The sequence below is a fragment of the Marmoricola sp. Leaf446 genome, from assembly GCF_001424755.1.
GTDB lineage: Bacteria > Actinomycetota > Actinomycetes > Propionibacteriales > Nocardioidaceae > Marmoricola.
The window spans coordinates 102,823-127,859 of record NZ_LMRF01000005.1; the positions used below are offsets into that span (position 1 = coordinate 102,823).

At 73.4% G+C, this 25,037-nt stretch carries 20 protein-coding genes; 13 read left to right on the top strand and 7 right to left on the bottom strand.

The window, feature by feature from the left end; genetic code table 11:
- The first annotated feature begins 97 nt into the window (after positions 1-97).
- The 12 genes from ASG49_RS13220 (at position 98) to ASG49_RS13275 (ending at position 16,570) form a co-directional block, all read left to right on the top strand.
- Complete coding sequence (locus ASG49_RS13220) at positions 98-1,579, top strand: aldehyde dehydrogenase family protein (RefSeq protein WP_056542642.1); 1,482 nt, start codon at positions 98-100, stop codon at positions 1,577-1,579.
- On the top strand, positions 1,576-3,414 hold the full coding sequence (betA, locus tag ASG49_RS13225; protein ID WP_082534127.1) for a choline dehydrogenase: 1,839 nt from the start codon (positions 1,576-1,578) through the stop codon (positions 3,412-3,414). The genes ASG49_RS13220 and betA overlap by 4 nt, the downstream gene beginning before the upstream one ends.
- Positions 3,411-4,517, top strand: coding sequence for a glycine betaine/L-proline ABC transporter ATP-binding protein (locus ASG49_RS13230; protein ID WP_056542644.1), 1,107 nt, complete (start codon positions 3,411-3,413; stop codon positions 4,515-4,517). The genes betA and ASG49_RS13230 overlap by 4 nt, the downstream gene beginning before the upstream one ends.
- The gene (locus ASG49_RS13235) at positions 4,514-6,571 is read left to right on the top strand and encodes a proline/glycine betaine ABC transporter permease (protein WP_082534128.1); all 2,058 of its coding nucleotides are present in this window, start codon (positions 4,514-4,516) and stop codon (positions 6,569-6,571) included. Before ASG49_RS13230 ends, ASG49_RS13235 begins: the two co-directional genes overlap by 4 nt.
- Before the next feature lie 131 nt (positions 6,572-6,702).
- Complete coding sequence (locus tag ASG49_RS13240) at positions 6,703-7,689, top strand: ABC transporter substrate-binding protein (RefSeq protein WP_056542645.1); 987 nt, start codon at positions 6,703-6,705, stop codon at positions 7,687-7,689.
- A gap of 16 nt (positions 7,690-7,705) precedes the next feature.
- Entirely contained in the window at positions 7,706-8,272 is a 567-nt protein-coding gene (locus ASG49_RS13245; RefSeq protein ID WP_200936320.1) for a GNAT family N-acetyltransferase, read from the top strand.
- Between the two features lie 73 nt (positions 8,273-8,345).
- Positions 8,346-10,868 carry an FAD-dependent oxidoreductase gene (locus tag ASG49_RS13250; RefSeq protein ID WP_056542647.1) on the top strand — a complete coding sequence of 841 codons (2,523 nt, stop codon included), beginning with the start codon at positions 8,346-8,348 and terminating at the stop codon, positions 10,866-10,868.
- On the top strand, positions 10,868-11,641 hold the full coding sequence (locus ASG49_RS13255; RefSeq protein ID WP_056542648.1) for an electron transfer flavoprotein subunit alpha: 774 nt from the start codon (positions 10,868-10,870) through the stop codon (positions 11,639-11,641). Before ASG49_RS13250 ends, ASG49_RS13255 begins: the two co-directional genes overlap by 1 nt.
- The gene (locus ASG49_RS13260) at positions 11,638-12,615 is read left to right on the top strand and encodes an electron transfer flavoprotein subunit alpha/FixB family protein (RefSeq protein ID WP_056542649.1); all 978 of its coding nucleotides are present in this window, start codon (positions 11,638-11,640) and stop codon (positions 12,613-12,615) included. Before ASG49_RS13255 ends, ASG49_RS13260 begins: the two co-directional genes overlap by 4 nt.
- A gap of 22 nt (positions 12,616-12,637) precedes the next feature.
- Entirely contained in the window at positions 12,638-13,957 is a 1,320-nt protein-coding gene (locus tag ASG49_RS13265) for a PQQ-binding-like beta-propeller repeat protein (protein WP_156384337.1), read from the top strand.
- A gap of 68 nt (positions 13,958-14,025) precedes the next feature.
- The gene (locus ASG49_RS13270) at positions 14,026-16,110 is read left to right on the top strand and encodes a DEAD/DEAH box helicase (RefSeq protein WP_056542651.1); all 2,085 of its coding nucleotides are present in this window, start codon (positions 14,026-14,028) and stop codon (positions 16,108-16,110) included.
- A 7-nt stretch (positions 16,111-16,117) separates the two neighbouring features.
- Positions 16,118-16,570 carry a DUF3995 domain-containing protein gene (locus tag ASG49_RS13275; protein ID WP_156384338.1) on the top strand — a complete coding sequence of 151 codons (453 nt, stop codon included), beginning with the start codon at positions 16,118-16,120 and terminating at the stop codon, positions 16,568-16,570.
- 178 nt (positions 16,571-16,748) lie between these two features.
- On the opposite strand, the gene ASG49_RS13280 is transcribed toward ASG49_RS13275, so the two are convergent.
- Positions 16,749-18,347, bottom strand: a complete 1,599-nt coding sequence (locus tag ASG49_RS13280; RefSeq protein ID WP_056542653.1) for a DHA2 family efflux MFS transporter permease subunit — start codon at positions 18,345-18,347, stop codon at positions 16,749-16,751.
- Positions 18,348-18,424: 77 nt separating this feature from the next.
- On the opposite strand from ASG49_RS13280, the gene ASG49_RS13285 reads away from it, so the two are divergent.
- Positions 18,425-19,138, top strand: a complete 714-nt coding sequence (locus ASG49_RS13285; RefSeq protein WP_235562068.1) for a YoaK family protein — start codon at positions 18,425-18,427, stop codon at positions 19,136-19,138.
- A 25-nt stretch (positions 19,139-19,163) separates the two neighbouring features.
- Here ASG49_RS13285 and ASG49_RS13290 read toward each other — a convergent pair whose 3' ends face one another.
- The 6 genes from ASG49_RS13290 to ASG49_RS13315 all read right to left on the bottom strand — a co-directional run bounded on the left by ASG49_RS13290 (position 19,164) and on the right by ASG49_RS13315 (position 25,034).
- On the bottom strand, positions 19,164-20,210 hold the full coding sequence (locus ASG49_RS13290; protein ID WP_056542654.1) for an isopenicillin N synthase family oxygenase: 1,047 nt from the start codon (positions 20,208-20,210) through the stop codon (positions 19,164-19,166).
- Entirely contained in the window at positions 20,207-21,313 is a 1,107-nt protein-coding gene (locus ASG49_RS13295; protein WP_056542655.1) for an adenosine deaminase, read from the bottom strand. The genes ASG49_RS13290 and ASG49_RS13295 overlap by 4 nt, the downstream gene beginning before the upstream one ends.
- The gene (locus ASG49_RS13300) at positions 21,310-22,371 is read right to left on the bottom strand and encodes an isopenicillin N synthase family oxygenase (RefSeq protein ID WP_056542656.1); all 1,062 of its coding nucleotides are present in this window, start codon (positions 22,369-22,371) and stop codon (positions 21,310-21,312) included. Before ASG49_RS13300 ends, ASG49_RS13295 begins: the two co-directional genes overlap by 4 nt.
- 136 nt (positions 22,372-22,507) lie before the next feature.
- Positions 22,508-23,380, bottom strand: a complete 873-nt coding sequence (locus ASG49_RS13305) for an ABC transporter permease (protein ID WP_200936321.1) — start codon at positions 23,378-23,380, stop codon at positions 22,508-22,510.
- Positions 23,377-24,174, bottom strand: a complete 798-nt coding sequence (locus ASG49_RS13310) for an ABC transporter permease (RefSeq protein ID WP_200936322.1) — start codon at positions 24,172-24,174, stop codon at positions 23,377-23,379. Before ASG49_RS13310 ends, ASG49_RS13305 begins: the two co-directional genes overlap by 4 nt.
- Complete coding sequence (locus ASG49_RS13315; RefSeq protein ID WP_235562069.1) at positions 24,171-25,034, bottom strand: ABC transporter ATP-binding protein; 864 nt, start codon at positions 25,032-25,034, stop codon at positions 24,171-24,173. The genes ASG49_RS13310 and ASG49_RS13315 overlap by 4 nt, the downstream gene beginning before the upstream one ends.
- Positions 25,035-25,037: the final 3 nt, after the last annotated feature.

Consider the following 25,037-nt stretch of genomic DNA (forward strand, 5'->3'; position numbering starts at 1 on the left):
CCCCGCACCTTGACGGGGACCCTCCCCGACCCGATGGTGTCCACGACGACGCCGCTCGGTCGCCCCGCAGGCGCCGACGGCCAGGACGGATGAGCAGATGCCCGAGAACTTCATCGCCGGAGCCTGGACCTCGGCGCGCGCCGGCGGTCGTCGCGAGATCCGCTGCCCCGCCGACGGCGCGCTGGTGGCTGAGGTCGACGAGTCGACGCAGGTCGACACCGAGGCGGCCGTGGCCGCGGCCCGTGCCGCGTTCGACGAGGGCACCTGGCCCGGCACCAGCGCCCGCGAGCGCGGCGACCTGCTGCTCCGCGTGGCCGACCTGCTCCAGCGCGACCGGGCCGAGCTCGCGCGCGCGGAATCCCTCGACACCGGCAAGCGGCTCGCCGAGAGCGAGCTCGACATCGACGACGTCACCAGCGTCTTCCGCCACTTCGGCCACGTCGCCGACGCGGGCGCCGGGCGGGTCGTCGACACCGGCAACCCCGGCGTCGTCAGCCGCGTCGTCACCGAGCCGGTCGGGGTCTGCGGCCTGATCACGCCGTGGAACTACCCGCTGCTCCAGGTCTCGTGGAAGGTCGCACCCGCGCTCGCCGCCGGCTGCACCTTCGTGATCAAGCCCAGCGAGCTCTCGCCCAGCACGGCGATCCACCTGCTGCGCCTGCTCGACGAGGCCGGGCTGCCCCCGGGCGTCGGCAACCTCGTCCTCGGCGACGGGCCCCACGCCGGCGCGCTGCTGAGCGAGGACCCCCGCGTCGACCTCGTCTCCTTCACCGGCGGCCTGGAGACCGGCAAGCGCATCATGGCCGCGGCCTCGCGCACGGTGAAGAAGGTCGCCCTCGAGCTCGGCGGCAAGAACCCCAACATCGTCTTCGCCGACGCCGACCTCGAGGTCGCGCTCGACATGGCGCTGACCGCGGTGTTCCTGCACTCCGGCCAGGTCTGCTCCGCCGGCGCCCGGCTGCTCGTCGAGGACGCGGTCGCCCAGGACTTCACCGCCGAGCTCGTGCGCCGCGCCGCCGCCATCCGGCTCGGCGGCCCCTTCGACGAGCACGCCGAGACCGGGGCCCTGATCTCGCAGGCGCACCTCGACAAGGTCACGGCCTACGTCGAGGCCGGGGTGGCCGAGGGCGCCACCGTCCTCGTCGGCGGCCACCGGGTGACCGACGGCGACCTGGCCCAGGGGTTCTTCTTCGCCCCGACCGTGCTGGGGGACGTGCACTCCTCGATGAGCGTGGCCCAGGACGAGTCGTTCGGGCCGGTGCTGACCGTGGAGACCTTCAGCGGCGAGGACGAGGCGGTCCGCATCGCCAACGACTCGATCTACGGCCTGGCCGGCGCGGTGTGGACCCGCGACGCGGGCCGGGGCCAGCGGGTGGCGGCCCGGCTGCGGATGGGCACGGTGTGGATCAACGACTACCACCCCTACGTCGCCCAGGCCGAGTGGGGCGGCTACAAGCAGTCGGGCATCGGACGCGAGCTCGGCGAGCACGGCCTGGCGGAGTACCAGGAGGTCAAGCACGTCTGGCACAACATCGCGCCGGCGCGATCGGACTGGTTCGCCGACGGGAGCGCGTCGTGAGCCGCCGCGACCGCTACGACTTCGTCATCGTCGGGGGCGGCTCGGCGGGGTGCGCCCTGGCCAACCGGCTCAGCGCCGACCCCTCCACCACCGTGCTCGTGCTGGAGGCGGGCCGCACCGACCGGTTCGACCCGCTGATCCACGCGCCGGCGGCGCTGCCGTTCCCGATCGGCAACCCGCTCTACGACTGGCGCTACGAGTCCGAGCCGGAGCCGGGCATGGGCGGCCGCCGGGTCTACCACGCCCGCGGCAAGGTGCTCGGGGGCTCGAGCTCGATCAACGGGATGATCTTCCAGCGCGGCAACCCGATGGACTACGAGCGCTGGGCCGCTGACCCCGGCCTGGAGCGCTGGGACTACCGCCACTGCCTGCCCTACTTCCGACGCATGGAGTCGCTCGTGCTGCCCGACGGACAGGTCGGCGCCGACGCCTGGCGCGGCGGGTCCGGCCCGCTCGTCCTCGAGCGCAGCCCGGCGACCAACCCGCTGTTCAGCGCCTTCTTCGAGGCTGCCCAGCAGGCGGGCTACCCGCGCTCGGACGACGTCAACGGCTACCGCCAGGAGGGGTTCGGGCGCTTCGACCGCAACATCGTCCGGGGCGTGCGGATGTCGGCCGCCCGGGCCTACCTCCACCCCGTGATGCACCGGCCCAACCTCACCGTCGAGACCTTCGCCCAGGCGACCCGGGTGCGCTTCGAGGGCACGCGGGCCGTCGGCGTCGACTACCTGCGCGGCGGCCGCGCCCGGCGCCACGCCGCCGCGGGCGAGGTGCTGCTGTGCGGCGGCGCCATCGGCACGCCCCAGCTGCTCCAGCTCTCCGGCGTGGGCGACCCCGACCACCTGCGGCCCCTGGGCGTCGAGGTGGTCCACGACCTGCCCGGCGTGGGCGAGAACCTCCAGGACCACCTCGAGGTCTACGTCCAGCACGCCTCGCTCCAGCCGGTCTCCATCGTGGAGGGACTGAAGTGGCGCAACCGGCCGCTGGTCGGGCTGGAGTGGCTGGTCCGGCGCACCGGCACCGCCGCGTCCAACCACTTCGAGGGCGGGGGCTTCGCCCGCAGCAACGACGACGTCGACTGGCCCAACCTGATGTTCCACTTCCTGCCCATCGCGATCCGCTACGACGGGTCGCCCCCGGCCGGGCAGGACCGCTACGCCCACGGCTACCAGGTCCACGTGGGCCCGATGTATGCCGACACCCGCGGCTGGGTCCGCATCGACAGCACCGACCCGCGGCGCAAGCCGAGGATGCAGTTCAACTACCTCACCACGCCCAACGACCGCCGGGAGTGGGTCGAGGCCGTCCGGGTCGCCCGCGAGATCCTGGGCCAGCCGGCGTTCGCGCCGTTCGACGGCGGTGAGCTGTCGCCCGGGGCGGATGTGGAGACCGACGAGGAGATCCTCGACTGGGTGCGTCGGGACGCCGAGACCGCGCTGCACCCGTCCTGCACGGCCAAGATGGGTCTCGACGCGGGCTCGGTCACCCACCCCGACTCGCTGCGGGTCCACGGGGTCGAGGGGCTCCGGGTGGTGGACGCCAGCGTGTTCCCCTACGTCACCAACGGCAACATCTACGCCCCGGTGATGATGGTCGCCGAGAAGGCGGCCGACCTGGTCCTGGGCAACACCCCGCTCGCGCCGACGGACACGCCGTACTACCGCCACCGCGGCGGCTCCCCGCTCCACCCTCCCGGTGACCCCCGCAACGACAGCGAGCCGGTGCCGCCGCGCGTCGCCGCGGCGTACGGCCGCTCGATCCACCCGCACCAGCACCCCGGCGCCGCCCGCCAGGACGACCTGGCGCCCATCCCCGCGACAGCTGAGGACACGCCATGACCGCCACCGACGCCCGGCCCACCCCCGACGCCACCGGCCGCACCGGCGGGGCCGGCCTCGAGGTCCGTGACCTGTGGAAGATCTTCGGCCCCAAGGCCGACAGGATCATCGGCACGCCGGACGCCGAGCTCTCGCGCGCCGACCTCAAGGCCAAGACCGGCTGCGTGGTGGGCGTCAAGGACGTCTCCTTCGACGTCGCGCCGGGCGAGGTGTTCGTGGTGATGGGCCTCTCCGGCTCGGGCAAGTCCACGTTGGTGCGCTGCCTGACCCGGCTGATCGAGCCCACCCACGGCACCGTGCGGATCGGCGACGACGAGGTGACCAGCTGCTCGGAGTCCCAGCTGCGCGAGCTGCGCCGCCACCAGGTCTCGATGGTGTTCCAGCACTTCGGGCTGCTGCCCCACAAGCAGGTCATCGACAACGTCGCCTACGGCCTCGAGGTCCGCGGGATGAGCAAGAAGGAGCGGCGCGCCAAGGCCGGCGAGGTCGTCGACCTAGTGGGTCTCTCGGGCTACGAGACCAGCTACCCCGACCAGCTCTCCGGCGGCATGCAGCAGCGCGTCGGCCTGGCGCGGGCGCTGGCCGGCGACCCGTCGATGCTGCTCTTCGACGAGCCGTTCTCCGCGCTCGACCCGCTGATCCGTCGTGACATGCAGAACGAGGTCATCCGGCTGCACCGCGAGGTCGGCAAGACGATGGTCTTCATCACCCACGACCTCGCCGAGGCGCTCAAGCTCGGCGACCGGATCATGATCCTGCGCGACGGCGAGGTGGTGCAGGTCGGCACGCCCGACGAGGTGGTGGGCGCCCCGGCCGACGACTACGTCGCCGACTTCACCTCCGACGTCCCCCGCTCCCACGTGCTGACGCTGAAGTGGGTGATGCGGCCCCCGCGCCCCGACGACTCCTCCGAGGGCCCGGTGATGAGCTCCTCGACCATCGTGCGCGAGGCCGCCCAGGCGGCGCTGGCCTCCGACCACCCGGTGCGCGTCGTCGACGACGGCGAGCTGGTGGGCATCGTCGACGACGACGCCATCCTGCGGGTCGTGGTCGCCGAGCAGGCCCCGCCCTCGGCCCGACAGGGGTCGGGCGAGCGCCGATGAGCACGGCCACCGACACCACGACCCCGGCGGTCGACACGACCCCCGCGGCGTCTCCCGAGCCGGAGGCGCGCAGCGGTCCGTCGCGCTGGGTGCTGGTCGTCGCGGTCGTCGTCGGCTGGGTGCTGCTGTGGCTCGTCGTGCGCGGGCAGGACACGCTCCAGCTCGCGGGCCGCGAGCGCACCGACGTGATGCGCTGGCTGGGCGAGTTCCGCGACGGCGTCATCGCGAGCCGCGACACCAACGCGCTCGTCGCCTTCACCGGAGCCGTCGGCGAGGGGATCCGCACGCTGTTCGGCGAGCTCCAGCAGGTGTTCTCGCTCCCGGCCTTCCCGCGTCCGGTGCCCCAGATCGGCTGGCTCGGCGTGGTCGCCCTCGCGACCTGGGCCGGGACGGCCGTGGCCAACCTGCGCATCGCGGTGCTGGTCGCGGTCACCTTCGTGTCCTACGGCGTCCTCGGCTACTGGGAGCAGGGCATCGACCTGCTGCTCGTCACCGGCCTGTCCGTCGCCGCGGTCGTCGTGATCGGGATGCCGCTCGCCGTCGCCGTCGGCACCAGCCGACGCGCCCGGGCCGTGATCACGCCGGTCCTCGACGCGATGCAGACCATGCCGACCTTCGTCTACCTGCTGCCGGTGGTGCTCTTCTTCGGCATCGGCGTCTCGAGCGCGATCGTGTGCACCCTGGTCTACGCGCTGCCGCCGCTCATCCGCATCGGCGGCTACGGCATCAGCGCCGTCTCGACCTCGGCCATCGAGGCCACCGACTCGACCGGGCAGACGAGCTGGCAGCGACTCCGCAAGGTGCAGCTGCCCCTGGCCCGCACGACCATCGTGGTCGGCCTCAACCAGAGCACGATGGCGGCCCTGTCGATGGCCATCATCGCGTCGTACGTCGACGGGCCGGGGCTCGGCGAGCCGGTGCTGTCGGCGCTGATCCGCAACGACGTGGGCGCCTCCCTGGTGCCCGGGCTGCTGATCGTGCTGACCGCGATCATGCTCGACCGCGCCACCACGGCCGCCAGCGAGCGGGCCGAGCTGGCCGCGCGGGGCCGGGGGCTGCGCGGACGCGCCCGCACGGTGGTGCTCGGCGTCGGCGGCGTCGTCGTCCTGGTCTGCGTCTACCTCTCCCGCACCTACCTCCCGCTCGCGGCCTGGCCCGAGACCTCCCTGGGCCGCGACCTGGCCGACACCCTCGACTCGGCCACGGACGCGGTCGTGGGGGTGCTGGGCGGCGCCGGCGAGGCGCTGCGCAACGCGATCTCCTACGGCCTGCTCAACCCGATGCAGTCGCTGCTCGCCGAGTCGCCGTGGTGGCTCGCGGCGAGCGCCCTCGTGCTGGTCTCCGCCGCGCTGGGCGGCCTGCGGGCCGTCGTGCCCACGGTGGTCTTCGGCACCGGCATCCTGCTCCTCGGCCTGTGGCACAGCACCATGCTGACCCTGACGATGGTGCTGGTCGCGACCGTCCTGGTCATGGTGATCGCCCTGGTCCTCGGCGTGTGGATGGCCCGCAGCCGCCGGGTCGACCTGCTGCTGCGGCCGCTGCTCGACGCCGGCCAGACCATCCCGGCCTTCTGCTACCTGATCCCGGTCCTGGCGCTCTTCGGCTTCGGGCGGTTCGCGGCCATCGCGGCCGCCATCGTCTACGCCGCACCCGCGGCCATCAAGCTCGTCGCCGACGGCGTCCGCGCCGTGCCCGAGACGACACTGGAGGCCTCGCGCTCGACCGGCACCACGTCGTGGCAGGAGATCACCCAGGTGCAGCTGCCCATGGCCCGCGGCTCGCTCGCCCTGGCCGCCAACCAGGGGCTGCTCTACGTGCTGGCCATGATCGTGATCGGTGGCCTGGTCGGCGCCCAGGCGCTGGGCTACGACGTCGTGCTCGGCTTCTCGCGCAGCGAGGAGTGGGGGCTCGGCGCGGCCGCGGGCATCACCATCGTGCTGCTCGGGCTGATGCTCGACCGGGTGGCCCGGGCGGCCGCCGACCGCACCGGCGGCCGCGTCGACGCACGGAGCCGCTTCACGCTGCCGCGCCGGCTCTCACCGACCCGGACCTGACCGACCCCCGACCCCCGACCCGGCGCGGCGCCGTACGCCGCAGCACCATCCCCGCTCCAACCCCAGCTCCACCCCGGCACCACCGGAACCACCCCCATCCACCGCACCACCGCACACACCTGGAGACCACGATGAGGACGAGCCTGAAGCGGTCCGGGAGGCTCGCCGCCGCAGCGGCGTGCGCCACCCTGGCCCTCTCCGCCTGCGGCAGCAGCTCGATCGACGAGCAGACCAGCGAGAACAAGGAGAACGCCGCCGCCTCGGGCGACTGCGGCGAGCTCAACATGGCCGTCAACCCGTGGGTCGGCTACCAGGCCGACGCCTACGTCGTCGGCACGCTGGCCAAGGAGAAGTTCGGCTGCACCGTGAACTACAAGGACCTCAAGGAGGACGTCTCCTGGCAGGGCTTCGGCACCGGGGAGGTCGACCTCGTCATCGAGGACTGGGGCCACCCCGACCTGGAGAAGAAGTTCTTCGAGGGCGAGGGCGACGGCAGCGCCCAGGACCTCGGCCCGACCGGCAACGAGGGGATCATCGGCTGGTACGTCCCGCCGTGGCTCGCCGAGAAGTACCCCGACATCCTCGACCACGAGAACCTCGACAAGTACGCCCAGCAGTTCAAGACCTCCGAGTCCGGCGGCAAGGGCCAGTTCCTCGGCGCCGACCCGTCCTACGTCCAGTTCGACGAGGCCATCGTCAGCAACCTGGACCTGGACTTCAAGGTCGTCTTCTCCGGCTCCGAGGCCGCCAGCATCGAGGCGTTCGAGAAGGCCGAGAAGGACAAGGAGTTCCTGATCGGCTACTTCTACGAGCCGCAGTGGCTCTTCGCCGAGGTACCGCTGAAGAAGGTCGAGCTGCCCGACTACGAGGACGGGTGCCAGGACGACCCCGCCGAGGTCGCCTGCGACTACCCCGTGACCACGCTCAAGAAGGTCGCCTCCACCTCGTGGGTGGAGGAGGGCGGCCCCGCCGTCGACCTGGTGAAGAACTTCGAGTGGACCAACGACGACCAGAACGAGGTCGCGAAGTACATCGCCAAGGACAAGATGGAGCCCGAGGCGGCGGCCCAGAAGTGGATCGAGGAGAACCCCGACAAGGTCGAGGCCTGGCTCGGCTGACGCCGGGCGGGTCCGGGTGAGCATCACCTCCGAGCCGTGGCCGCACCCGGACCCGACCCGGTCGCGGCTGCGGCTGGTGCAGGTGCCGGCGCCGCTCCTGCACGCGCTCGCCCGGGGCGCGGCGGGAGCGGCGGACCCCGTCGTGGGCGGCTACGTCGCCGACCCCGGGCTGCGGCCCCTGTGGGGACTGCGCAGCCGTCAGGTGACGGCCCGGCCCGACGACGCGGCGTGGGTGACCCGGCTTGTCGTGGTGCCGGGCGTCGCGGTGCCGGTCGGCGTGGCCGGCTTCCACGGCCCGCCCGACGACGCCGGGATGGTCGAGGTGGGCTACCGCACCGACCCCGCGCACCGCCGCCGGGGGCACGCCCGGCACGCGCTGCAGACCCTCCTCGCCGTGGCCGCCGCCCACCCGGACGTGCGGGTGGTGCGCGCCACCGTCAGCCCCGACAACCACGTCTCGCGCGCCCTCGTCGAGGCCCACGGCTTCGTCGAGACCGGTGAGCAGTGGGACGAGGAGGACGGGCTCGAGATCGTGCTCGAGCGGCCCGCCGCGGTGCTTGACACCCCCGAACCACCGGGGTGACGATGGAGTCGCGTTCCGCATAGCGCACCGCGTTGCACATGACGCAACTCAGACTCGAACTCCGGGAGGGCCCGTGGCCACCGTCCCCAGCACCGCCAACGTCGTCGTGATCGGCGCCGGCATCGTCGGCAACAGCCTGGTCCACCACCTCACCCGCCTGGGGTGGAAGGACGTCGTCCAGCTCGACAAGGGAGCCCTGCCCAACCCGGGCGGCTCGACCGGTCACGCGTCCAACTTCATCTTCCCGGTGGACCACTCCCGGGAGATCACGGACCTGACCATGGACTCGGTCCGGCAGTACCAGGAGATGGGCGTCTTCACCCAGTCCGGCGGCTTCGAGGTCGCTCGCACCGAGGAGCGCATGGAGGAGCTGCGGCGCCGGATGTCCAGCGCCAAGGCGTGGGGCATCGACTCCGAGCTGGTCACCCCGGCGCAGGTCGTCGAGAAGGTGCCGTTCCTCGACCCCGACCAGATCATCGGCGCGTTCTGGACGCCCACCGTCGGCGTCGTCGACAGCCTCCGCGCCGGCACGATCATGCGCGAGCAGGCGCTGGCCACCGGCGAGCTCACCGTCGTCGCGGGGGCCGAGGTCGAGGACCTGGTCGTCGAGGACGGCGAGCACGGACGGCGCATCCGGAGCGTCGTCACCGACCAGGGCACCATCGAGGCGTCGTACGTCGTGATCGCCGCCGGCGTCTGGAGCCCCAAGCTCGGCGACATGGCCGGCGTGCGGATCGCGCTGACCCCGGCGGTGCACCAGATGATCTCGGTCGGCCCGTGCCCGCAGCTGGCGGAGACCGACGGCGAGATCTCGTTCCCGATCATCCGGGACATGGACACCTTCTGCTACGAGCGCCAGCACGGTGCCGACATGGAGGTCGGCTCCTACGCCCATCGGCCGATCCTGCACGAGCCCGAGGAGATCCCCTCGATCGAGCAGGCCCGGCTCAGCCCGACCGAGATGCCGTTCACCGAGGACGACTTCGACCAGCAGCTCGAGGAGGCCCTGGAGCTGATGCCGGAGCTGCTCGGCGCCGAGGGCGCGGAGATCCGCTACGCCATCAACGGCCTGCTCTCGCTGACCGCCGACGGCAACCCCATCCTGGGCGAGAGCGAGGTCAAGGGCCTGTGGGTCTCGGCCGCGGTCTGGATCAAGGAGGGTCCGGGCGTCGGACGCGCGGTGGCGGAGTGGATGACCCACGGCCACTCCGAGATCGACCTGCACCACAGCGACATCGCCCGCTTCCACCCCCACGAGACCACCCGCGAGCACGTCCGGGCGCGCACCAGCGAGGCGTTCAACAAGACCTACGGGATCGTCCACCCCGGCGAGCAGTGGGGCTCGGACCGCGAGGTCCGCTACTCCCCGATGGCCGACTCGCAGAAGGCGCTCGGCGCCGTCTTCCACGAGACCGTCGGCTGGGAGCGGCCGTTCTGGTACGACTCCAACGCCGACCTGCTGGAGACGTACGGCGACCGGGTGATGCCCCGCGAGCACGAGTGGGACAGCCGCTGGTGGAGCCCGATCATCAACGCCGAGCACCTCGCGATGCGCGAGCACGCCGGCGTCGTCGACCTGACCGCGTTCTCGATCTTCGACATCACCGGTCCGGGCGCGCTCGCCTCGGTGCAGCGCACCTGCGTCGCCCAGTGCGACGTCGCGGTCGGCAAGGTCGTCTACACGCCGGTGCTCGACGCCAAGGGCGGGTTCCTCTCCGACCTGACCGTGATGCGTCTCGGCGAGGACCGCTTCCGCGTCGTCACCGGTGGCGCCCACGGCATGGCCGACCGCAAGCACTTCACCGACCGCCTCGTCGACGGCGCCGAGCTGGCCGACGTCACCGAGGAGGTCTCCACGATCGGCATCTGGGGCCCGAAGGCCCGCGAGGTGCTCGCCTCGCTCTCCTCCGACGACCTCAGCGACGGCGGCTTCGGCTTCCTGACCTCGCGCGAGATCGACGTCAAGGGCGTCGACGCCCCGGTCCTGGCCTCGCGGATCTCCTACGTCGGCGACCTCGGCTGGGAGCTCTACGTGCCGTTCTCGGCGGCGGCCTCGCTGTGGGACGCGCTGCTCACGGCCGGACGTGAGCACGGCGTGCGGCCGGTGGGGATCGGCGTCTACGGCACCACCGGCCGCCTCGAGAAGGGCTACCGCGCCTTCGGCGCCGAGCTCGACGCGGAGCGGACCATCGTGGAGACCGGGATGCAGCGGCCCAAGGTCAAGGCGGCCGACTTCCTCGGCCGGGAGGCCTACCTCGCCCAGCGGGAGGCGGCGCCGGCCGCGGTGCTGTGCACGCTGACCGTCGACGACCACACCTCGGCCAGCGGCGTGAAGCGCTACATGCTCGGCGGCGAGCCGATCCTGACCACCGACGGGCAGCTGCTCACCGACGGCCACGGCCACCACTCCTACGTCACCAGCGCCGGGTCGGCCCCCTCCCTGGGCAAGCACGTGCTGCTGGCGTTCCTGCCGCCCGAGGAGGCCACGATCGGCAACCGGCTCGCCGTGTCCTACATGGAGGAGCTCTACCCGGTCACGGTCGGCTCGGTGGACGCGACGCCGCTGCTCGACCCCGACAACGAGCGGCTGCGCTGATGGCCGACGTGCTGGTCTGCGTCAAGCGCGTCCCGGACTTCTCCGGCGAGGTGCTGCTCAGCGACGACGCACAGTCCGCCGACGCCCGCTACGTCGGCCACACCCTGTCCAACCACGACCTGTGCGCGGTCGAGACGGCCGTGCAGCTCGCGGCCGCGACCGGCGGGTCGGCGACGGTGCTGACGGTCGGCTCGGCCGACGCGGTCGAGCAGCTGCGCACGGCGCTGGGCGTCGGCTGCGCGGCGGCGGTGCTCGTCGAGGCCGACCCGGTCACCCTCGGTCCGGCCGACGTGGCACGGGAGGTCGCCGCGGTGGTGGCCGACCACGAGGCGTCGCGCGGAGCGTCGTACGACCTGGTGCTGCTGGGCAACGACGCCGCCGACTCCGGCGACTTCCAGGTCGGCATCCGGCTGGCCCGGCTGCTCGACCGGCCCGTCGTCACCGGGGTGCAGACCGTCACCCTCGACGGCGACCGGGCGACGCTGGTCAGCGACGTGGCCGAGGGGCGCGAGACCTACCGGGTGCCCACGCCCGCGGTGGTGACGGTCCTGGAGGGCGGCGTCGAGCCGCGCTACCCCACCATCACCGGCCGGATGAAGGCCAAGAAGATCCCCGTCGAGGAGCGTGCCCTCAGCGCCGAGCCCGTGGGCAGCGGCCGGGTGCGGCTGCGCGTGCCCGCCCCGCAGTCGTCGACCTCGACCCTGCTCGGCGAGGGACCCGAGGCGGCGCCCGCCGTCGTCGACCTGCTGCAGCAGCTGGGGGTGGCCCGATGATCGTGGTCTACGTCGAGACGGTGCGCGGCGTCGTCGCGGAGGTCTCCCTGGAGGCCGTCGCCTTCGCCCGCACCCTGGCCGCCGCCGGCGGGGGCATCCCCGTCGACGCCGTGGTCTGCGGACCGCTGGGCGACGCCGGGCCCAAGGAGCTCGCCGAGGCCGGGGTGCGCACGGTGCTGCACGCCGACACGGGCGAGTTCGACGTCTTCTCCGGTGCCGCCCACGCCCGGGCGGTGCTCGCGGCGCGCGAGCAGACCCGGGCGGTCGTGCTGATGGGCGGCGGAACCAACCGCGGCAACGACGTGATGGCGCGCGTGGCCACCGAGCTCGACGTCGCGATGGCCGCCAACGTCGTCGCCTTCGAGGGCCTCTCCCCCTTCACCGTCACCCGCCAGGTCGTCGGCGGCGCGGCGCTGGAGGAGGTGCGGCTCGGCTCGCGCCCGGCCGTCTTCAGCGTCGCCGGCCACGCGGTCGAGGCCACGCCCGCCGAGACCGCCGGACCGGCCACGCTCACCCCGCTCGCCGTCGCCCTCGAGCCCGGCGACCTGACCGTCCAGGCGGTCTCGGTCCAGCCCGTCGACACCGAGGCGGCCGGCAACCTGAAGTCGGCCCGCGTCGTCGTCGGCGCCGGGCGCGGCGCCGGCGGGCCGGAGGGCTTCGGCGACGCGCTCGAGCTCGCCGAGCTGCTCGGCGGCCAGCTCGGGGTCTCCCGCGTGGTCACCTCGCTCGGCTGGCGGCCCCACCACGAGCAGGTCGGCCAGACCGGCAGCCGGATCTCCCCGGAGGTCTACATCCCCTGCGGCATCTCCGGCGCGATCCAGCACTGGGCCGGCTGCGCCAGCTCCAAGGTGATCCTCGCCGTCAACACCGACGCCGACGCGCCGATGATGACCAAGGCGACGTACGCCGTGGTGGGCGACATGCACGAGGTCGTCCCCGCCGTCAACGAGGAGATCCGGCGGCGCCGGGGGTGAGCCCGCGCCTACGCTGACCGGCGTGCGCGGGAGATGGCTGGTGGTGGCGCTGGTCGTCGCGGTCGTCGCGGCGGGGGTCGGCACCTGGCTGACCCGGCGCGAGGCCGCTCCCGGGTGCGGCGCCGAGGTCACGTCGTACGCCGCGGCCGACTCCGCCAGCCCCTTCCTCGACGCCGAGGCCCGCGCGGCCGACCCCGACGAGCGGCGCGACCGGCTGGTCGAGGTGCTCCAGGAGGACGGCGGGCCCGTCGGGGAGGTGCTCGGCGCGGTCGGCTACGACTACCAGCAGTGGGCGCAGGTCGGCGGCTACGGCCAGGGCATCGGCGTCCGCACCCGCGACGACCCCGACTTCACGATGCTCGACGACCGGACGCTCGAGCCGCGGTGGAGCGTGGCGGTCAGCACCCAGCGGTCGACGTACGACGCCGACGACTCCCGCTACGTCGTCCTCACCCTGCCGACGCAGCACGCCCCCGACGTCGTGGTGCTCGACGCCGACAGCGGCGAGCGGCGCTGGTGCGCCCGTCTCGGCGGCGAGGCGCTGTCGCGGGAGGCGGCGGTCTCCACGCAGCTGCTCGACGACGGGGTGGCGGTGCTGGCCGGCGACCTGCTGACCCGGCTCGGCCCCGACGGACCCGGCTGGGAGCGGGAGACCACGCTGACCGGCACCGACTTCCTGGGCTCCCTCGACGGCGGCCTGCTGGTCGGTGGCAGCCCGCTGACCGACCTGCTCGACCCGGCGGCACTGGAGCGCCGCGAGGCCGGGCCCGCGCTGGCGCTGCTCGACGCCGACACCGGTCAGGCCCGGTGGACCGACGACCTGCCCGCCGGCGCCGGGGTCTCGGTGGTGGGCACCACGCAGGACCGGGCGGTGCTGACACGGTGGGACGCCGGGGACGCCGAGGGGCGGCTCGTGGCCCTCGACACCGACGGACGGGAGGCCTGGTCGGTCGTGCCCGCCCGCGGGACGGCGTACGACGCGACGGTGCGCGCGGGGCGGGTGCTGGTGCGCGCGGGCACCCGCTGGTCGGCGTACGACACGACGGACGGACGGCGGCTCTGGGCCTTCAGCGTGCCCGCGACCCCGCAGTTCCTGCCCTACGGCTCCGAGCTGGCCGCGGTGCCGCTGCTCGACGACGACCACGTCCTGGTCGCGGGCACCGACGCGCTGCACGTGCTCGACCTGCGCACCGGACGGCGCACGTCTACCCCGCTGCCCACCGACGGCGTCAGCACCACCTTCTGGCCGTACGCCGTGGCGCTCTCCCCCTCGCTGGTCGCGCTGGCCACCAACACCGGGGCCGTCGTGGCCCGCCGGGCGGACCGGGCCGACGCCTCCTGAGAGGGCTCGCGGGCGCCCCTGTGGACGCCGCCGGGCGGCTGTCGGACCCGGTTGACACACTCAGGGGCATGGACACCCGCGACGAGGCCGAACGTCACCTGCGCGCCCTCGTCGGCTCCGACGACGCGACCCTCCACGACGACCAGTGGGCGGCGATCGAGGCGCTCGTGGTCCACCAGCGGCGCTCCCTGGTGGTGCAGCGCACCGGCTGGGGCAAGTCGGCGGTCTACTTCGTGGCCACCGCCCTGCTGCGCGAGCTCGGCGCCGGCCCGACGGTGATCATCTCGCCCCTGCTGGCCCTGATGCGCAACCAGATCGAGGCCGCCCAGCGCGCCGGCATCCGCGCGGCGACCATCAACTCCACCAACCTCGAGGACTGGGAGTCGGTGCGGGCCCGCGTCGACGCGGGCGAGGTCGACGTGCTGCTGGTCAGCCCCGAGCGGCTCAACAACCCCTCCTTCCGCGAGCAGGTGCTGCCCCAGCTGACCGAGACCGTCGGGCTGCTGGTGGTCGACGAGGCCCACTGCATCTCCGACTGGGGCCACGACTTCCGGCCCGACTACCGCCGGATCCGCCAGATGCTGGCCACGCTGCCCGAGGGCATCCCGGTGCTGGCCACCACCGCGACCGCCAACAGCCGGGTCACCCACGACGTCGCCGAGCAGCTCGGCCACGACGTGCTCGTGCTCCGCGGCACGCTCGACCGGGAGTCGCTGCACCTCGGCGTCGTCGAGCTCGAGCGTCCCGAGCACCGGCTGGCGTGGCTGGCCGACCACCTCGACGAGCTGCCCGGGTCGGGGATCGTCTACACGCTCACGGTCGCCGCCACCCAGGAGATCGCCGAGCACCTCCGCTCGCGCGGCCACGCCGTCGCGGCGTACTCCGGGCAGACCGAGGCCACCGAGCGCCTCGCGCTCGAGCAGGACCTGCTGGCCGGCCGGCTCAAGTGCCTGGTCGCCACCAGCGCGCTCGGGATGGGCTTCGACGCCCGCCTCGGGTTCGTGGTCAACGTCGGCGCGCCGTCGTCCCCGGTGGCCTACTACCAGCAGGTGGGCCGTGCCGGTCGCGGCACCGACGACGCGACCGTGGTGCTGCTGCCCGCCTTCGAGGACCGCGAGATCTGGCGCTACTTCGCGTCGCTGGCGTTCCCGCCCGAGCAGCACGTCCGCAGCACGCTGCGCGCGCTCACCGACGCCGGCACGCCGCTGTCGACCGCCGCTCTCGAGACCCACGTCGACCTCAGCCGCACCCGCCTGGAGACGATGCTCAAGGTGCTCGACGTCGACGGTGCCGTTGACCGGGTCCGCGGCGGCTGGACCGCGACCGGGCAGGAGTGGGCCTACGACCAGGAGCGCTTCGACCGCGTCGCCGAGGCGCGACGCCAGGAGCAGGACGCGATGCTGGCCTACGTCGCGACCACCGGCTGCCGGATGCGCTACCTGCGCGAGCAGCTCGACGACCCCGACGCCGCCGACTGCGGCCGCTGCGACAACTGCGGAGGGCTCAGCCTGGCCGGCTCGGTCAGCGACGCCGCCGTCGAGGCCGCGGGCGAGCAGTTGCGCCGACCCGGCGTCACGGTCGCCCCGCGCAAGATGTGGCCGACCGCGCTGGCCGGCATGGGCATCGACCTGACCGGCAAGCTCAAGGAGCCCGCCGAGCCCGGCCGGGCCGTGGCCCGGCTGACCGACCTCGGCTACGGCCAGCAGCTCCGCGGCCTGCTCGCCGAGGGCGCGCCCGACGGGCCCGTGCCCCCGCAGCTGGTCGAGGCCGTGATGGCCGTGATGCGCGAGTGGGCGCCCGACTGGCCCGCCCGACCGACGGGCGTGGTCCAGGTCGGCTCGGCCCGGCGACCCCAGCTCGTCGCCGACCTGACCCAGGGGATCGCCCGCACCATGCGGATCCCCGTGGTCGCCACCTGGGCGGTGGCCGACGACTCCGTCCCGCCGCTGGCCGGGTCGTCCAACTCGGCGCAGCGCGTGGCCGCCGTACGCCGCCGCCACGCCCTCCAGGTCACCGGCGACCTCGACGGCGGGCCGGTGCTGCTGGTCGACGACCTCGTCGCGACCGGTTGGTCGCTCACGCTGGCCGCCCAGGCGCTCCGGGCCGCCGGCTCGGGCCCCGTCCTGCCGCTGGCGCTCGCCACCCAGTCGTGAGCCCGTGGTGAGACGGCCCGTCCCGGCCGGGCTCGTGGTGGCCGCGGTCGCGGGCACCCTGCACGCCGCCGTGAGCGCCTACTGGGGCCTGGGCGGCGACGCGCTGCTCGAGACCCTCGGCCGGCGCGTCGTCGAGCAGTTCGCCGACGCCCGTTGGGTGCTGCTCGTCGTCGCGGCGGTCAAGCTCGCCGGCGCGCTGGTGCCGCCGCTCCTCGCCCGTCGTGGCCGCCTCGGGCGGGGGTGGCGGGTGCTGTGCTGGCTGGGGGCCGCGGTCCTGGTGCTCTGGGGCGGGCTCAACACCGTCGTCGGCGGACTGGTGCTCTCCGGGGTGATCGACCCCGACGGCGGCTACGACCGCCCGGCGATGGTCGGGCACGCCCTGCTGTGGGACCCGCTGTTCCTCGTCTGGGGCATCGCCCTGGCGCTCGGCCTGCGGGCCCACGCGCGGTCTGCCCGCTGACCGTGTCGCCCGGTCGGCGCCGGGCCCGGCGTACGCACCACCGGACGTCATCACGATCGTGGCCTGGAACCCACGCTCCCGATGACGTCCCGACACCCCCTCAGGACGTCATGCGAACCGGTCGCCCGGACGACCACCACGTATGACGTCCGGGGCCCGAGGACGGTCCCCGCGGCGCTCAGTGGCCGACGAGGACCGGGGCCTGCTCGCCTGCGGGGTGCTCGATCTTGCGCCGGGGCAGGAACGCAGCCGGCACCAGGCAGAGCGCGACCAGGCCGGTGGCGACCCAGAAGACGAAACCGAAGGTGTCGGCCATCTCCGCGATCACGCGGCCCTGGAGGCCGGCGAGGTCGGAGGGGGCGAGGCCCTGCTGCTCCAGGAACGCGGCCAGCCGCTGCGGGGAGTCCTGCAGCGCGGCGACCGCGGTGCCCAGCGTGACGGTCGGGCTGTCCTTGAAGCCGTTGGTCAGCAGCACCGAGAACAGCGCCGTGCCCATCGAGGCGGCGACCTGCTGGGTGATGTTGAGGAAGGTCGAGCCGCGGGCGACGTTGCGCGGCGACAGGGTCGCGAGCGCGGCGGTCATGATCGGCATCATCGTGCCGCCCATGCCGAGGCCCATCACGAACAGGGCGACGATCAGGGCGAGGTAGCCCGAGCCCTGGCCTACGAACATCGCGAACATGCCCATGCCGGCGGTGATGACGGCGATGCCGACGAGCACGATCTTGCCGGGCCCGATCTTGTCCGCGAGCATGCCGGCGATGGGCATCGTGATCATGGCGCCGATCCCCTGCGGGGCCAGCAGCAGGCCGGAGCTGAGCGCCGACTCGCCGCGCACCTGCTGGAAGTAGAGCGGGAACAGCAGGCTCGCCCCGAAGAACGCGATCGCGAAGAGCATCATCGCCAGCACGGCGACGGTCATGTTCTTGTTCTTCAGCAGCCGCAGCTCGATCAACGGGTGCACGTTGGCCTTGCGCAGCGCCCACGGCACGAACGCCGCGATCAGCGCCAGGCCGAGCAGCGTCCACACCATCACGCGGGCGGAGAAGAAGGTGCCGGTCTCGGGGATCGAGGAGACGCCGTACAGGAACGCCGCGAGGCCGGGCGAGAGCAGCAGCATGCCGACGAAGTCGAAGGACTCCGAGGGCTCGACGGAGTCGCGCGGCAGCACGATCCAGGCGTACGCCAGGGCGGCGGCGCCGATCGGCAGGTTGATCAGGAAGATCCAGTGCCACGAGAACGCGTCGATCATCCAGCCGCCGAGGATGGGGCCGAAGATCGGCCCGAGCAGCATCGGCACGCCGAGGACGGCCATCACGCGACCGATCCGCTCCGGGCCCGCCGCCCGGGTCAGGATGGTCATGCCGAGCGGCATCAGCATGCCCCCGCCGAGGCCCTGGAGCACCCGGAAGGCGACCAGCGTCTCGAGCGTGTTCGCCGCCGCGCAAAGCACCGAGCCGGCGGTGAACAGCGTGACCGCGAGCAGGTAGAGCCGCTTCGTGCCGAAGCGGTCGGCGGCCCAGCCGGTCAGCGGGATGACGCTGGCCAGGGCGAGGGTGTAGCCGGTCATCGTCCAGGCGACCTGCGCCGCGGTGGCGTCGAACTCCTCCTGGAAGGTGCGCAGCGCGACCGAGACCACGGTGATGTCCAGGATCGACATGATCGCGCCGAGCACGACCACCCCGGCGACCATCAGCACGTCGCGGTCGAGCTTGTCGGTGCTGGAGGGTCCGGTCGGGCCGGTGGGCTGCGGGGGTGTGTCGAGGTCCTGGCTCACCGCACAAGGTTAGTTGCCTACGGCACCTGTGTCGCACCGGTTTCCTGGTGGTCTGGGTCACCGTCATGATCTCTCGGGTGACCTCCCGCCGACCGCTGCTCACCCGCGTCGAGGACGACCGGATGCACCTGGTGCTGATGCTCGTCCTCACCTTCGGCACCGGCCTGGTCGACGCCGTGGGCTACCTCGGCCTCGACCGCGTCTTCACCGGCAACATGACCGGCAACGTCGTCATCCTCGGCATGGCGCTCGTCGGCGGCAACGGGCTGCCCGTGCTCGGTCCCGTCCTCGCGCTCGGGGGCTTCCTGCTGGGCGCCGCCCTGGGCGGGCGGGTGCTCAGGGGCGCCGAGCACGCCTGGACCGGCCGTACGACGCTCCTGCTGGCCCTCGTCGGCCTCCTGGTGCTCGGCCCGGCGGTGCTGCTGCTGGTGCTGCCCGACCCGGGCGAGCCGGTGCTGCTGGGCGTGACCGGCGTGCTGGGCGGGGCGATGGGCCTGCAGGCGGCCACCGCCCGGTTCGTGGCCGTCAAGGACGTCACCACCGTCGTGGTCACCTCGACCCTGACCGGCCTCGCGGCCGATTCCGTGCTGGGCAGCGGCAAGGGCGGCGGCACCGGTCGCCGGCTGGCCGCCGTCGTCCTGATCCTGCTCGGCGCGACCGCCGGGGCGGCGCTGCTGCGCTGGGACGGCGGCCTGGGCCTGGCACCGGGCCTGGTCGTCGAGGCCGGCCTGGTGCTGCTCGTGACGCTGATCGGTGCGCTGCACGCCCGCGCCCGTGGCGCCACGGGCTGAGGCCCGTCGCGCCACGGGCCGAGCCTCAGGTGGAGGTCCCGGACGCGAGGACCCGCGCCGCCTCCCGGTCCGCGTTGGTGTTGGCCACGCCCGCGCGCGAGCCGGCCAGCTTGGCCCGCAGGTGCTCCTGCACGGTGATCGGCTCGTACGGCGATCCCGACCCCACGCAGGTCGGCAGCGTCGAGATCACGGCGTCGATGTTGCCGTCGTGGAAGTACGCCGCGCTCCGCCGACGCCGGATCGAGCCGTCGACGATGGGCGGCTTGACCCGGTGCACCGTCGAGCGCCACGCGTCGTTGGTCCAGCGCGCCATCAGGTCGCCGAGGTTGACCAGCAACGCGCCGTCGGCCGGCTGCACGTCGTTCCAGGCCCCGTCGTGGCCCAGGACCTGCAGCCCGGCGACCTGGTCGGCCCACAGCACGGTGACGATGCCGTAGTCGGTGTGTGCGCCCATCCCGGTCAGCTCCCCGTCGAGGACGACCGCACCCGGCTCGAGGGCGTAGTTGTTCATCCGCAGCACGTCGACGCTGTGGTCGGTGAAGCGGTCGAACCAGCCCGGGGACAGGCCGAGGGCGGCCTCGAAGACCGAGGTGAGGGTGGACGCGACCCGCCCGGCCTCCTCGAAGTACGCCGAGACGCTCGCCCGGAAGCCGGGCACCTCGGGCCACACGTTCTCGGGGTAGTCCTCGACCGGGAGGTCGAGGCCGGGGAAGTCCGAGACCGCCAGACCGACGTTGAACGCCTCGAAGAAGTCGTGCATCCGGTTGGACGGCGACACCCCGAGCGAGAGCGACAGCGACTCGGTCTTGGGCGGGCTGTAGCCGCGGTTGACCTCGGGCGGCGTCCGGTAGGCCTGCTTGTCCTCGAGCGGCTGGCCGAAGAACCCGTCGAGCGCGGCGGCGAAGTCGGCGAGCACCTCGTCGGGCACGCCGTGGCCGACGACCTGCACGAAGCCGACCGTGCGCGCCGCCTCGTCGAACGCCGCTGCGGCGGCGGCGCGGGAGGCCGGGTCGCCGTCCCCGACCCAGGCGGCGATGTCGACGGTGGGGACGTGGAAGCCGGGCGTGCTCATGGGTTCTCCTCGGGGTGCGGTGGGTCGGTGGGTGGGGGCGAGATCTCGGTCAGCCGCGCCTGGACGCGGTCTCGCAGCGCGGCCTTGTCGGTGTCGTCGAGCCACGTGGCCTCGACCCCGTCGAGCGCCAGCCGGCCGAGCTCGGCGTGGCCCCACCCCAGCGCGTGCGCGAGCACGCGGTGGTCGTGGGTGGGGTCGGTGCCGAACATGGGCGGGTCGTCGGAGTCGATCGTCACCAGCAGCCCGGCGTCGACCATCTCGGCGATCCGGCGGTGGCTGCCGTCGCCGGAGCCGGAGTAGCGGCCGATGTCGGAGCTGACCGGGGTGCAGGTGAACGGCACCCGCTCCTCGACGCAGCGCGCGGTGATCTCGGGGTCGTCGACGACGTGGTAGCCGTGGTCGACCCGGTCGCAGCCGAGCTCGTTGAGCAGGGTCAGGACGTGGGCGGGCGGGCCGGACTCGGAGTGCGCCGTGCGTCGCAGCTTGGCGCGACCGGCCGCGGCGAAGGCCTCGACGAACCGGCCCGGCGGGCCCTTGACCTCCTCGTAGTCGAGCCCGACGCCCCAGACCTCGTCGCGGCGGTGACGCACCACCTCCTCGACCAGGGAGAGTGCCTCGGCCCCGCTGCGCTCCCGGCACAGCCCGATGACCAGGCCGCTGCTGATGCCCGTGTCGGCCCGCGCGTCGCGCATGCCGGCCACGACCCCGTCGAGGATCGTCGGGTAGGCGACGCCCGGGTGGCCCGGCGGGCTGAGGTGGAGCTCGCGGTGCAGCACGCCGTGGGCGGCGCCGCCGTCGGTCAGCGACTCGTAGGTGATCCGGTGGAAGTCGTCGGCGTCGCGCACCACGGAGCCGACCAGGTCGAGCACGCGCAGGAACTCGCCGAGGTCCTCGTAGCTGTCGTGGTCGTAGAGGTCGTCCGCGGTCCGGCCCTCCAGGCCCACGCCGTGCTTGCGGGCCAGGTCGACCACGGTCGTGGCCGCCACGGACCCGATCAGGTGGCAGTGCAGGCTGATCTTGGGCAGCGCGGCCACCAGCCGCTCCACCTCGGGGTCGTGCCCCGTGGGGCGGGAGTACGCCGGTGCGCTGGTCGGGACCGTCATCGCGCCGCCCCCAGCACGCGCTCGCGCTCGGAGCCCGCGGCCGTGTTGAGCCGGCCCAGGTTGGAGCCCTCGACCTTGGCCCGGACGTGCTCGTCCACGCTCACCTCGGTGTAGCGCGCGGGGTGGTCGGCGTCGACGAAGCCGGGCAGCGGCGCGACGCGGGCGTCGGCGTTGCCGTCGTGGAAGTACGCCGCGGACCGACGCCGCAGCACCCTCCCGTCGAGCACGGGCGGGACCACGCGGTGCAGCGTCGAGGACCACTGGTCGTTGGTCAGCCGTGCGGTCAGGTCGCCGAGGTTGACCAGGAGCGCGCCCTCGTCGGGCATCACGTCGTGCCACGACCCGTCGCGTCCCAGCACCTGCAGCCCCGCCACCCGGTCGGCCCACAGCACGGTCAGCAGGCCGTAGTCGGTGTGCTCGCCCATCCCCCGCAGGTCGCCGTCCAGGGCGACGTCGGTGCCGGCCGGCAGGGCGTAGTTGATCAGCCGCATCGCGCCGATGGTGTGGTCGCTCAGCCCCTGCAGCGCGCCGGGCGCCAGGCCGAGGGCGTCCTCGGCCACGGTGACCAGGGTGGTGGCGACCCGCTCGGCCTCGGACAGGTAGGCCTCGACCCGGTCGCGGAAGCCGGTGAGGTGGCGCTCCTCAGGCCACACGTTGGCGGCGTAGTGGCCGGCGTACGCCTCGAGGCCGGGGACGTCCGGGTGGTCGTCCAGGCCGCGTCCGACGCCGAAGGCCTCGAAGAAGTCGTTCATGCGGTTGGCCGGCTGCACCCCGAGGCTGAGGCTCTGGCTCTCCGAGCGCGGCGGGGTGTAGCCCCGGTTGAGCGCCGGGTCGACGCGCACCGCCAGCTTCGCGGCCTCGTCGAGGGCGAAGAAGTCGTCGATCGCCGAGGCCAGACCGGCGAGGACCTCGGGCCGGACGCCGTGGCCCTGCACCTGGACGAAGCCGACCTCGCGGCAGGCCCGGTCGAGGTCGGCGGCGACCTGCGCCCGGGCTGCGGCCGTGCCGCGTGCGACGTAGGGCGCCAGGTCGACGGTGGGGACGACGAAGGGGGACATGGTTCTCCTCGGGGACGTGCTCCCGGAGGTGTCCGTGTCCCGGCGCCGGTCGACGCCTTCGTGTCCGTTGGAACTGTGGGGCGTGAGCGAGCCTAGGACCGCGGTGTTACGGCCGCGTGACGTCACCGTCACCGCTTCAGGCACGTCCGCCCGCGTCGCCGAAGCGGCTCAGCACGACCGCCTCGACCAGCTGCGCGACGAGGTAGAGCAGCAGCGCGGTCAGCGTGACCACGACGACCAGCGCCCAGGTGCGGCCGTTCTGCGACCGGCTGGCGGCCGAGACCACGGCGTACCCGATGCCGTTGCCGGTGGCGAGCCACTCGGCCAGCAGGGCGCCCGTCATGGCCCCGGGGATCGCGATCCGGACCGAGGCGAAGAACGCGGGCAGCGCCGAGGGGAAGCCCACCTTGCGCATCACCGTCATCGGGGAACCGCCGTAGACGAGCACCAGGTCGCGCATCTGCGGGGTGACCGAGCGCAGCCCGAGCACGATGTTCACCAGCGCGGGGAACAGCACCACGATCGTGCTCATCATCGCCACGATGGCGTAGCCGCGTCCCACCAGCAGGATCAGCAGCGGCGCCAGCGCGATCAGCGGCACCGTCTGCAGGACCAGCGCGACCGGCATCACCGCGCTCTCCAGGGTGCGGTAGCGGACCACGGTCACGGCGAGGACCACCGCCGAGACCATGCCGGCCACGAAGCCGATCCCGGCGTCGACGAGGGTCTCGCGGAGCAGCACCGCGATCTCGCCACGCAGCTCGGCCGAGTCGTCCTCGCCGAACAGGATGGTCCAGACCTCGCCCGGCCCCTTCCCGACGTACGTCGACACGTCGAACAGGCGCAGCGCCGCGACCCACAGCAGCACGACGATGCCGAGCACCAGCGCCATCGTCGCGACCGCGGTGACGACCGAGCGCAGCAGCGCCCGACCCGCCGAGCCGCGCGGCCCGCCGGCCGCCCCCGACGCCCCCGGGTCGGGCGCGCCGGGCAGGAACGCGGTGCTCACGAGACGGCCCCGCGGGACCAGGGCGTCACGACGCGTGCCAGCAGCCCGAAGAACGCGAAGGCGACCCCGGCGACGATCGCGCACCCGATGCCGACGGCCCAGGCGCGCTCGACGTCGACGTTCTGCTGCGCGATCTTCAGCACGAGGGCGACGCCACGCTCCACGCCGCCGACGTACTCGCCGAGGATCGCGCCCAGGAACGCTGCCGGCGCGGCGATCCGCAGCGCCGCGATGATCGAGGGCAGCGCCGAGACCAGCTGCACGGTGGTGAGCTGGCGGAGCCGTCCACCCCCGTAGACCGAGACGACGTCGAGGCTGGCCCGGTCGGCCGAGCGCAGCCCCAGGACGGTGCCGACGACGGTGGTGAAGAAGACCGACATCGCGGCCAGGGCGGTGGCCGTGCCCGAGCGGGCGCCCTCGTCGGGGTTGCCGATCACGATGAAGAGCACCGGCGCGATAGCCACGAGCGGGATGCAGTAGCTGATCACGGCCACCTGCATGATCACCGGTTCGAGCACCGGGAGCAGCAGCACCACCGAGGAGAGCACCACCGCTGCGAGCGTGCCGTAGGCGAAGCCCACCGCCGCCTCCTGCAGCGTCATCGAGAAGTGCAGGGCGTAGAACGACCAGCCGTCGTCGACCGCCGAGCCGACGACCGCGCCCGGCGAGGGGATCCGCAGCCCCGAGAGCACGGTGAGCGTCCCGAGCCACCACAGCGCCACCAGGACGACCAGGCCGGCGAGGCTGGTGCCGAGCGAGCGCAGCGCCTCGCGACCGGGCAGCACCCCGCTCACGTGGTCGCCGCCGACGCGGTGCCGGCCTGCGCCTCGGCCTCCGCCTTGCCGAACAGCAGCTCCGAGGCCCGGTCGTGCAGCGCGTGGAACTCCGGCGTCCGCATCATCTCGGGCAGCCGGGGTCGGGGCAGGTCGACGTCGATCACCTCGATCACCCGGCCTGGCCTCGCGCTCATCACCGCCACGCGGTCGGAGAGGAAGATCGCCTCCGAGATGCCGTGGGTGACCATGAGGGTGGTCGCGGGCTTCGCGGTCCAGATGCGGAGCAGCTCGACGTTGAGGCGCTGACGCGTCATGTCGTCGAGTGCCCCGAAGGGCTCGTCCAGCAGCAGCACCGAGGGCTGCACGACGAGCGCCCGCGCGATCGACACGCGCTGGCGCATGCCGCCGGAGAGCTGCGCCGGCTTGGCCTTCTCGAACCCCTCCAGGCCGACCAGCCGCACCAGCTCGGCGACCAGGCCGTCGTCCGGCTTGGTCCCCGACACCTGGAACGGCAGCCGGATGTTGGACAGCACCGAGCGCCAGGGCAGCAGCGCGGAGTCCTGGAAGGCGATCCCGAGGCTGTGGTCGCGCCGGAGCTCCAGCGGGGTGCGTCCCTCGACGAGGGCCGATCCCGAGGTGGGCTTCTCGAGCCCGGCGAGGATCCGCAGGATCGTGGACTTCCCGCAGCCCGAGGGCCCGAGCAGGGACAAGAAGCTGCCCTTGTCGGTGAACAGGGTGGTGTCCTGCAGCGCGGTCACGCGGGAGCGACCGACCGTGAAGGTCTTGGTCAGGTTCTCGATGCGCACCCCGGTGCCGCGGGAGCCGGTGGCTCCCGCGGCACCAGCGGCCGCGACGGGGTGGTGCAGGGTCTCGGGCACGGG

Coding starts and splice junctions, on each gene's coding strand:
- ASG49_RS13290 (WP_056542654.1), bottom strand. CDS start 20,210: ATGAGCACGCCCGGCTTCCACGTCCCCACCGTCGACATCGCCGCCTGG.
- ASG49_RS13240 (WP_056542645.1), top strand. CDS start 6,703: ATGAGGACGAGCCTGAAGCGGTCCGGGAGGCTCGCCGCCGCAGCGGCG.
- ASG49_RS13255 (WP_056542648.1), top strand. CDS start 10,868: ATGGCCGACGTGCTGGTCTGCGTCAAGCGCGTCCCGGACTTCTCCGGC.
- ASG49_RS13270 (WP_056542651.1), top strand. CDS start 14,026: ATGGACACCCGCGACGAGGCCGAACGTCACCTGCGCGCCCTCGTCGGC.
- ASG49_RS13260 (WP_056542649.1), top strand. CDS start 11,638: ATGATCGTGGTCTACGTCGAGACGGTGCGCGGCGTCGTCGCGGAGGTC.
- ASG49_RS13300 (WP_056542656.1), bottom strand. CDS start 22,371: ATGTCCCCCTTCGTCGTCCCCACCGTCGACCTGGCGCCCTACGTCGCA.
- ASG49_RS13235 (WP_082534128.1), top strand. CDS start 4,514: ATGAGCACGGCCACCGACACCACGACCCCGGCGGTCGACACGACCCCC.
- ASG49_RS13295 (WP_056542655.1), bottom strand. CDS start 21,313: ATGACGGTCCCGACCAGCGCACCGGCGTACTCCCGCCCCACGGGGCAC.
- ASG49_RS13230 (WP_056542644.1), top strand. CDS start 3,411: ATGACCGCCACCGACGCCCGGCCCACCCCCGACGCCACCGGCCGCACC.
- ASG49_RS13220 (WP_056542642.1), top strand. CDS start 98: ATGCCCGAGAACTTCATCGCCGGAGCCTGGACCTCGGCGCGCGCCGGC.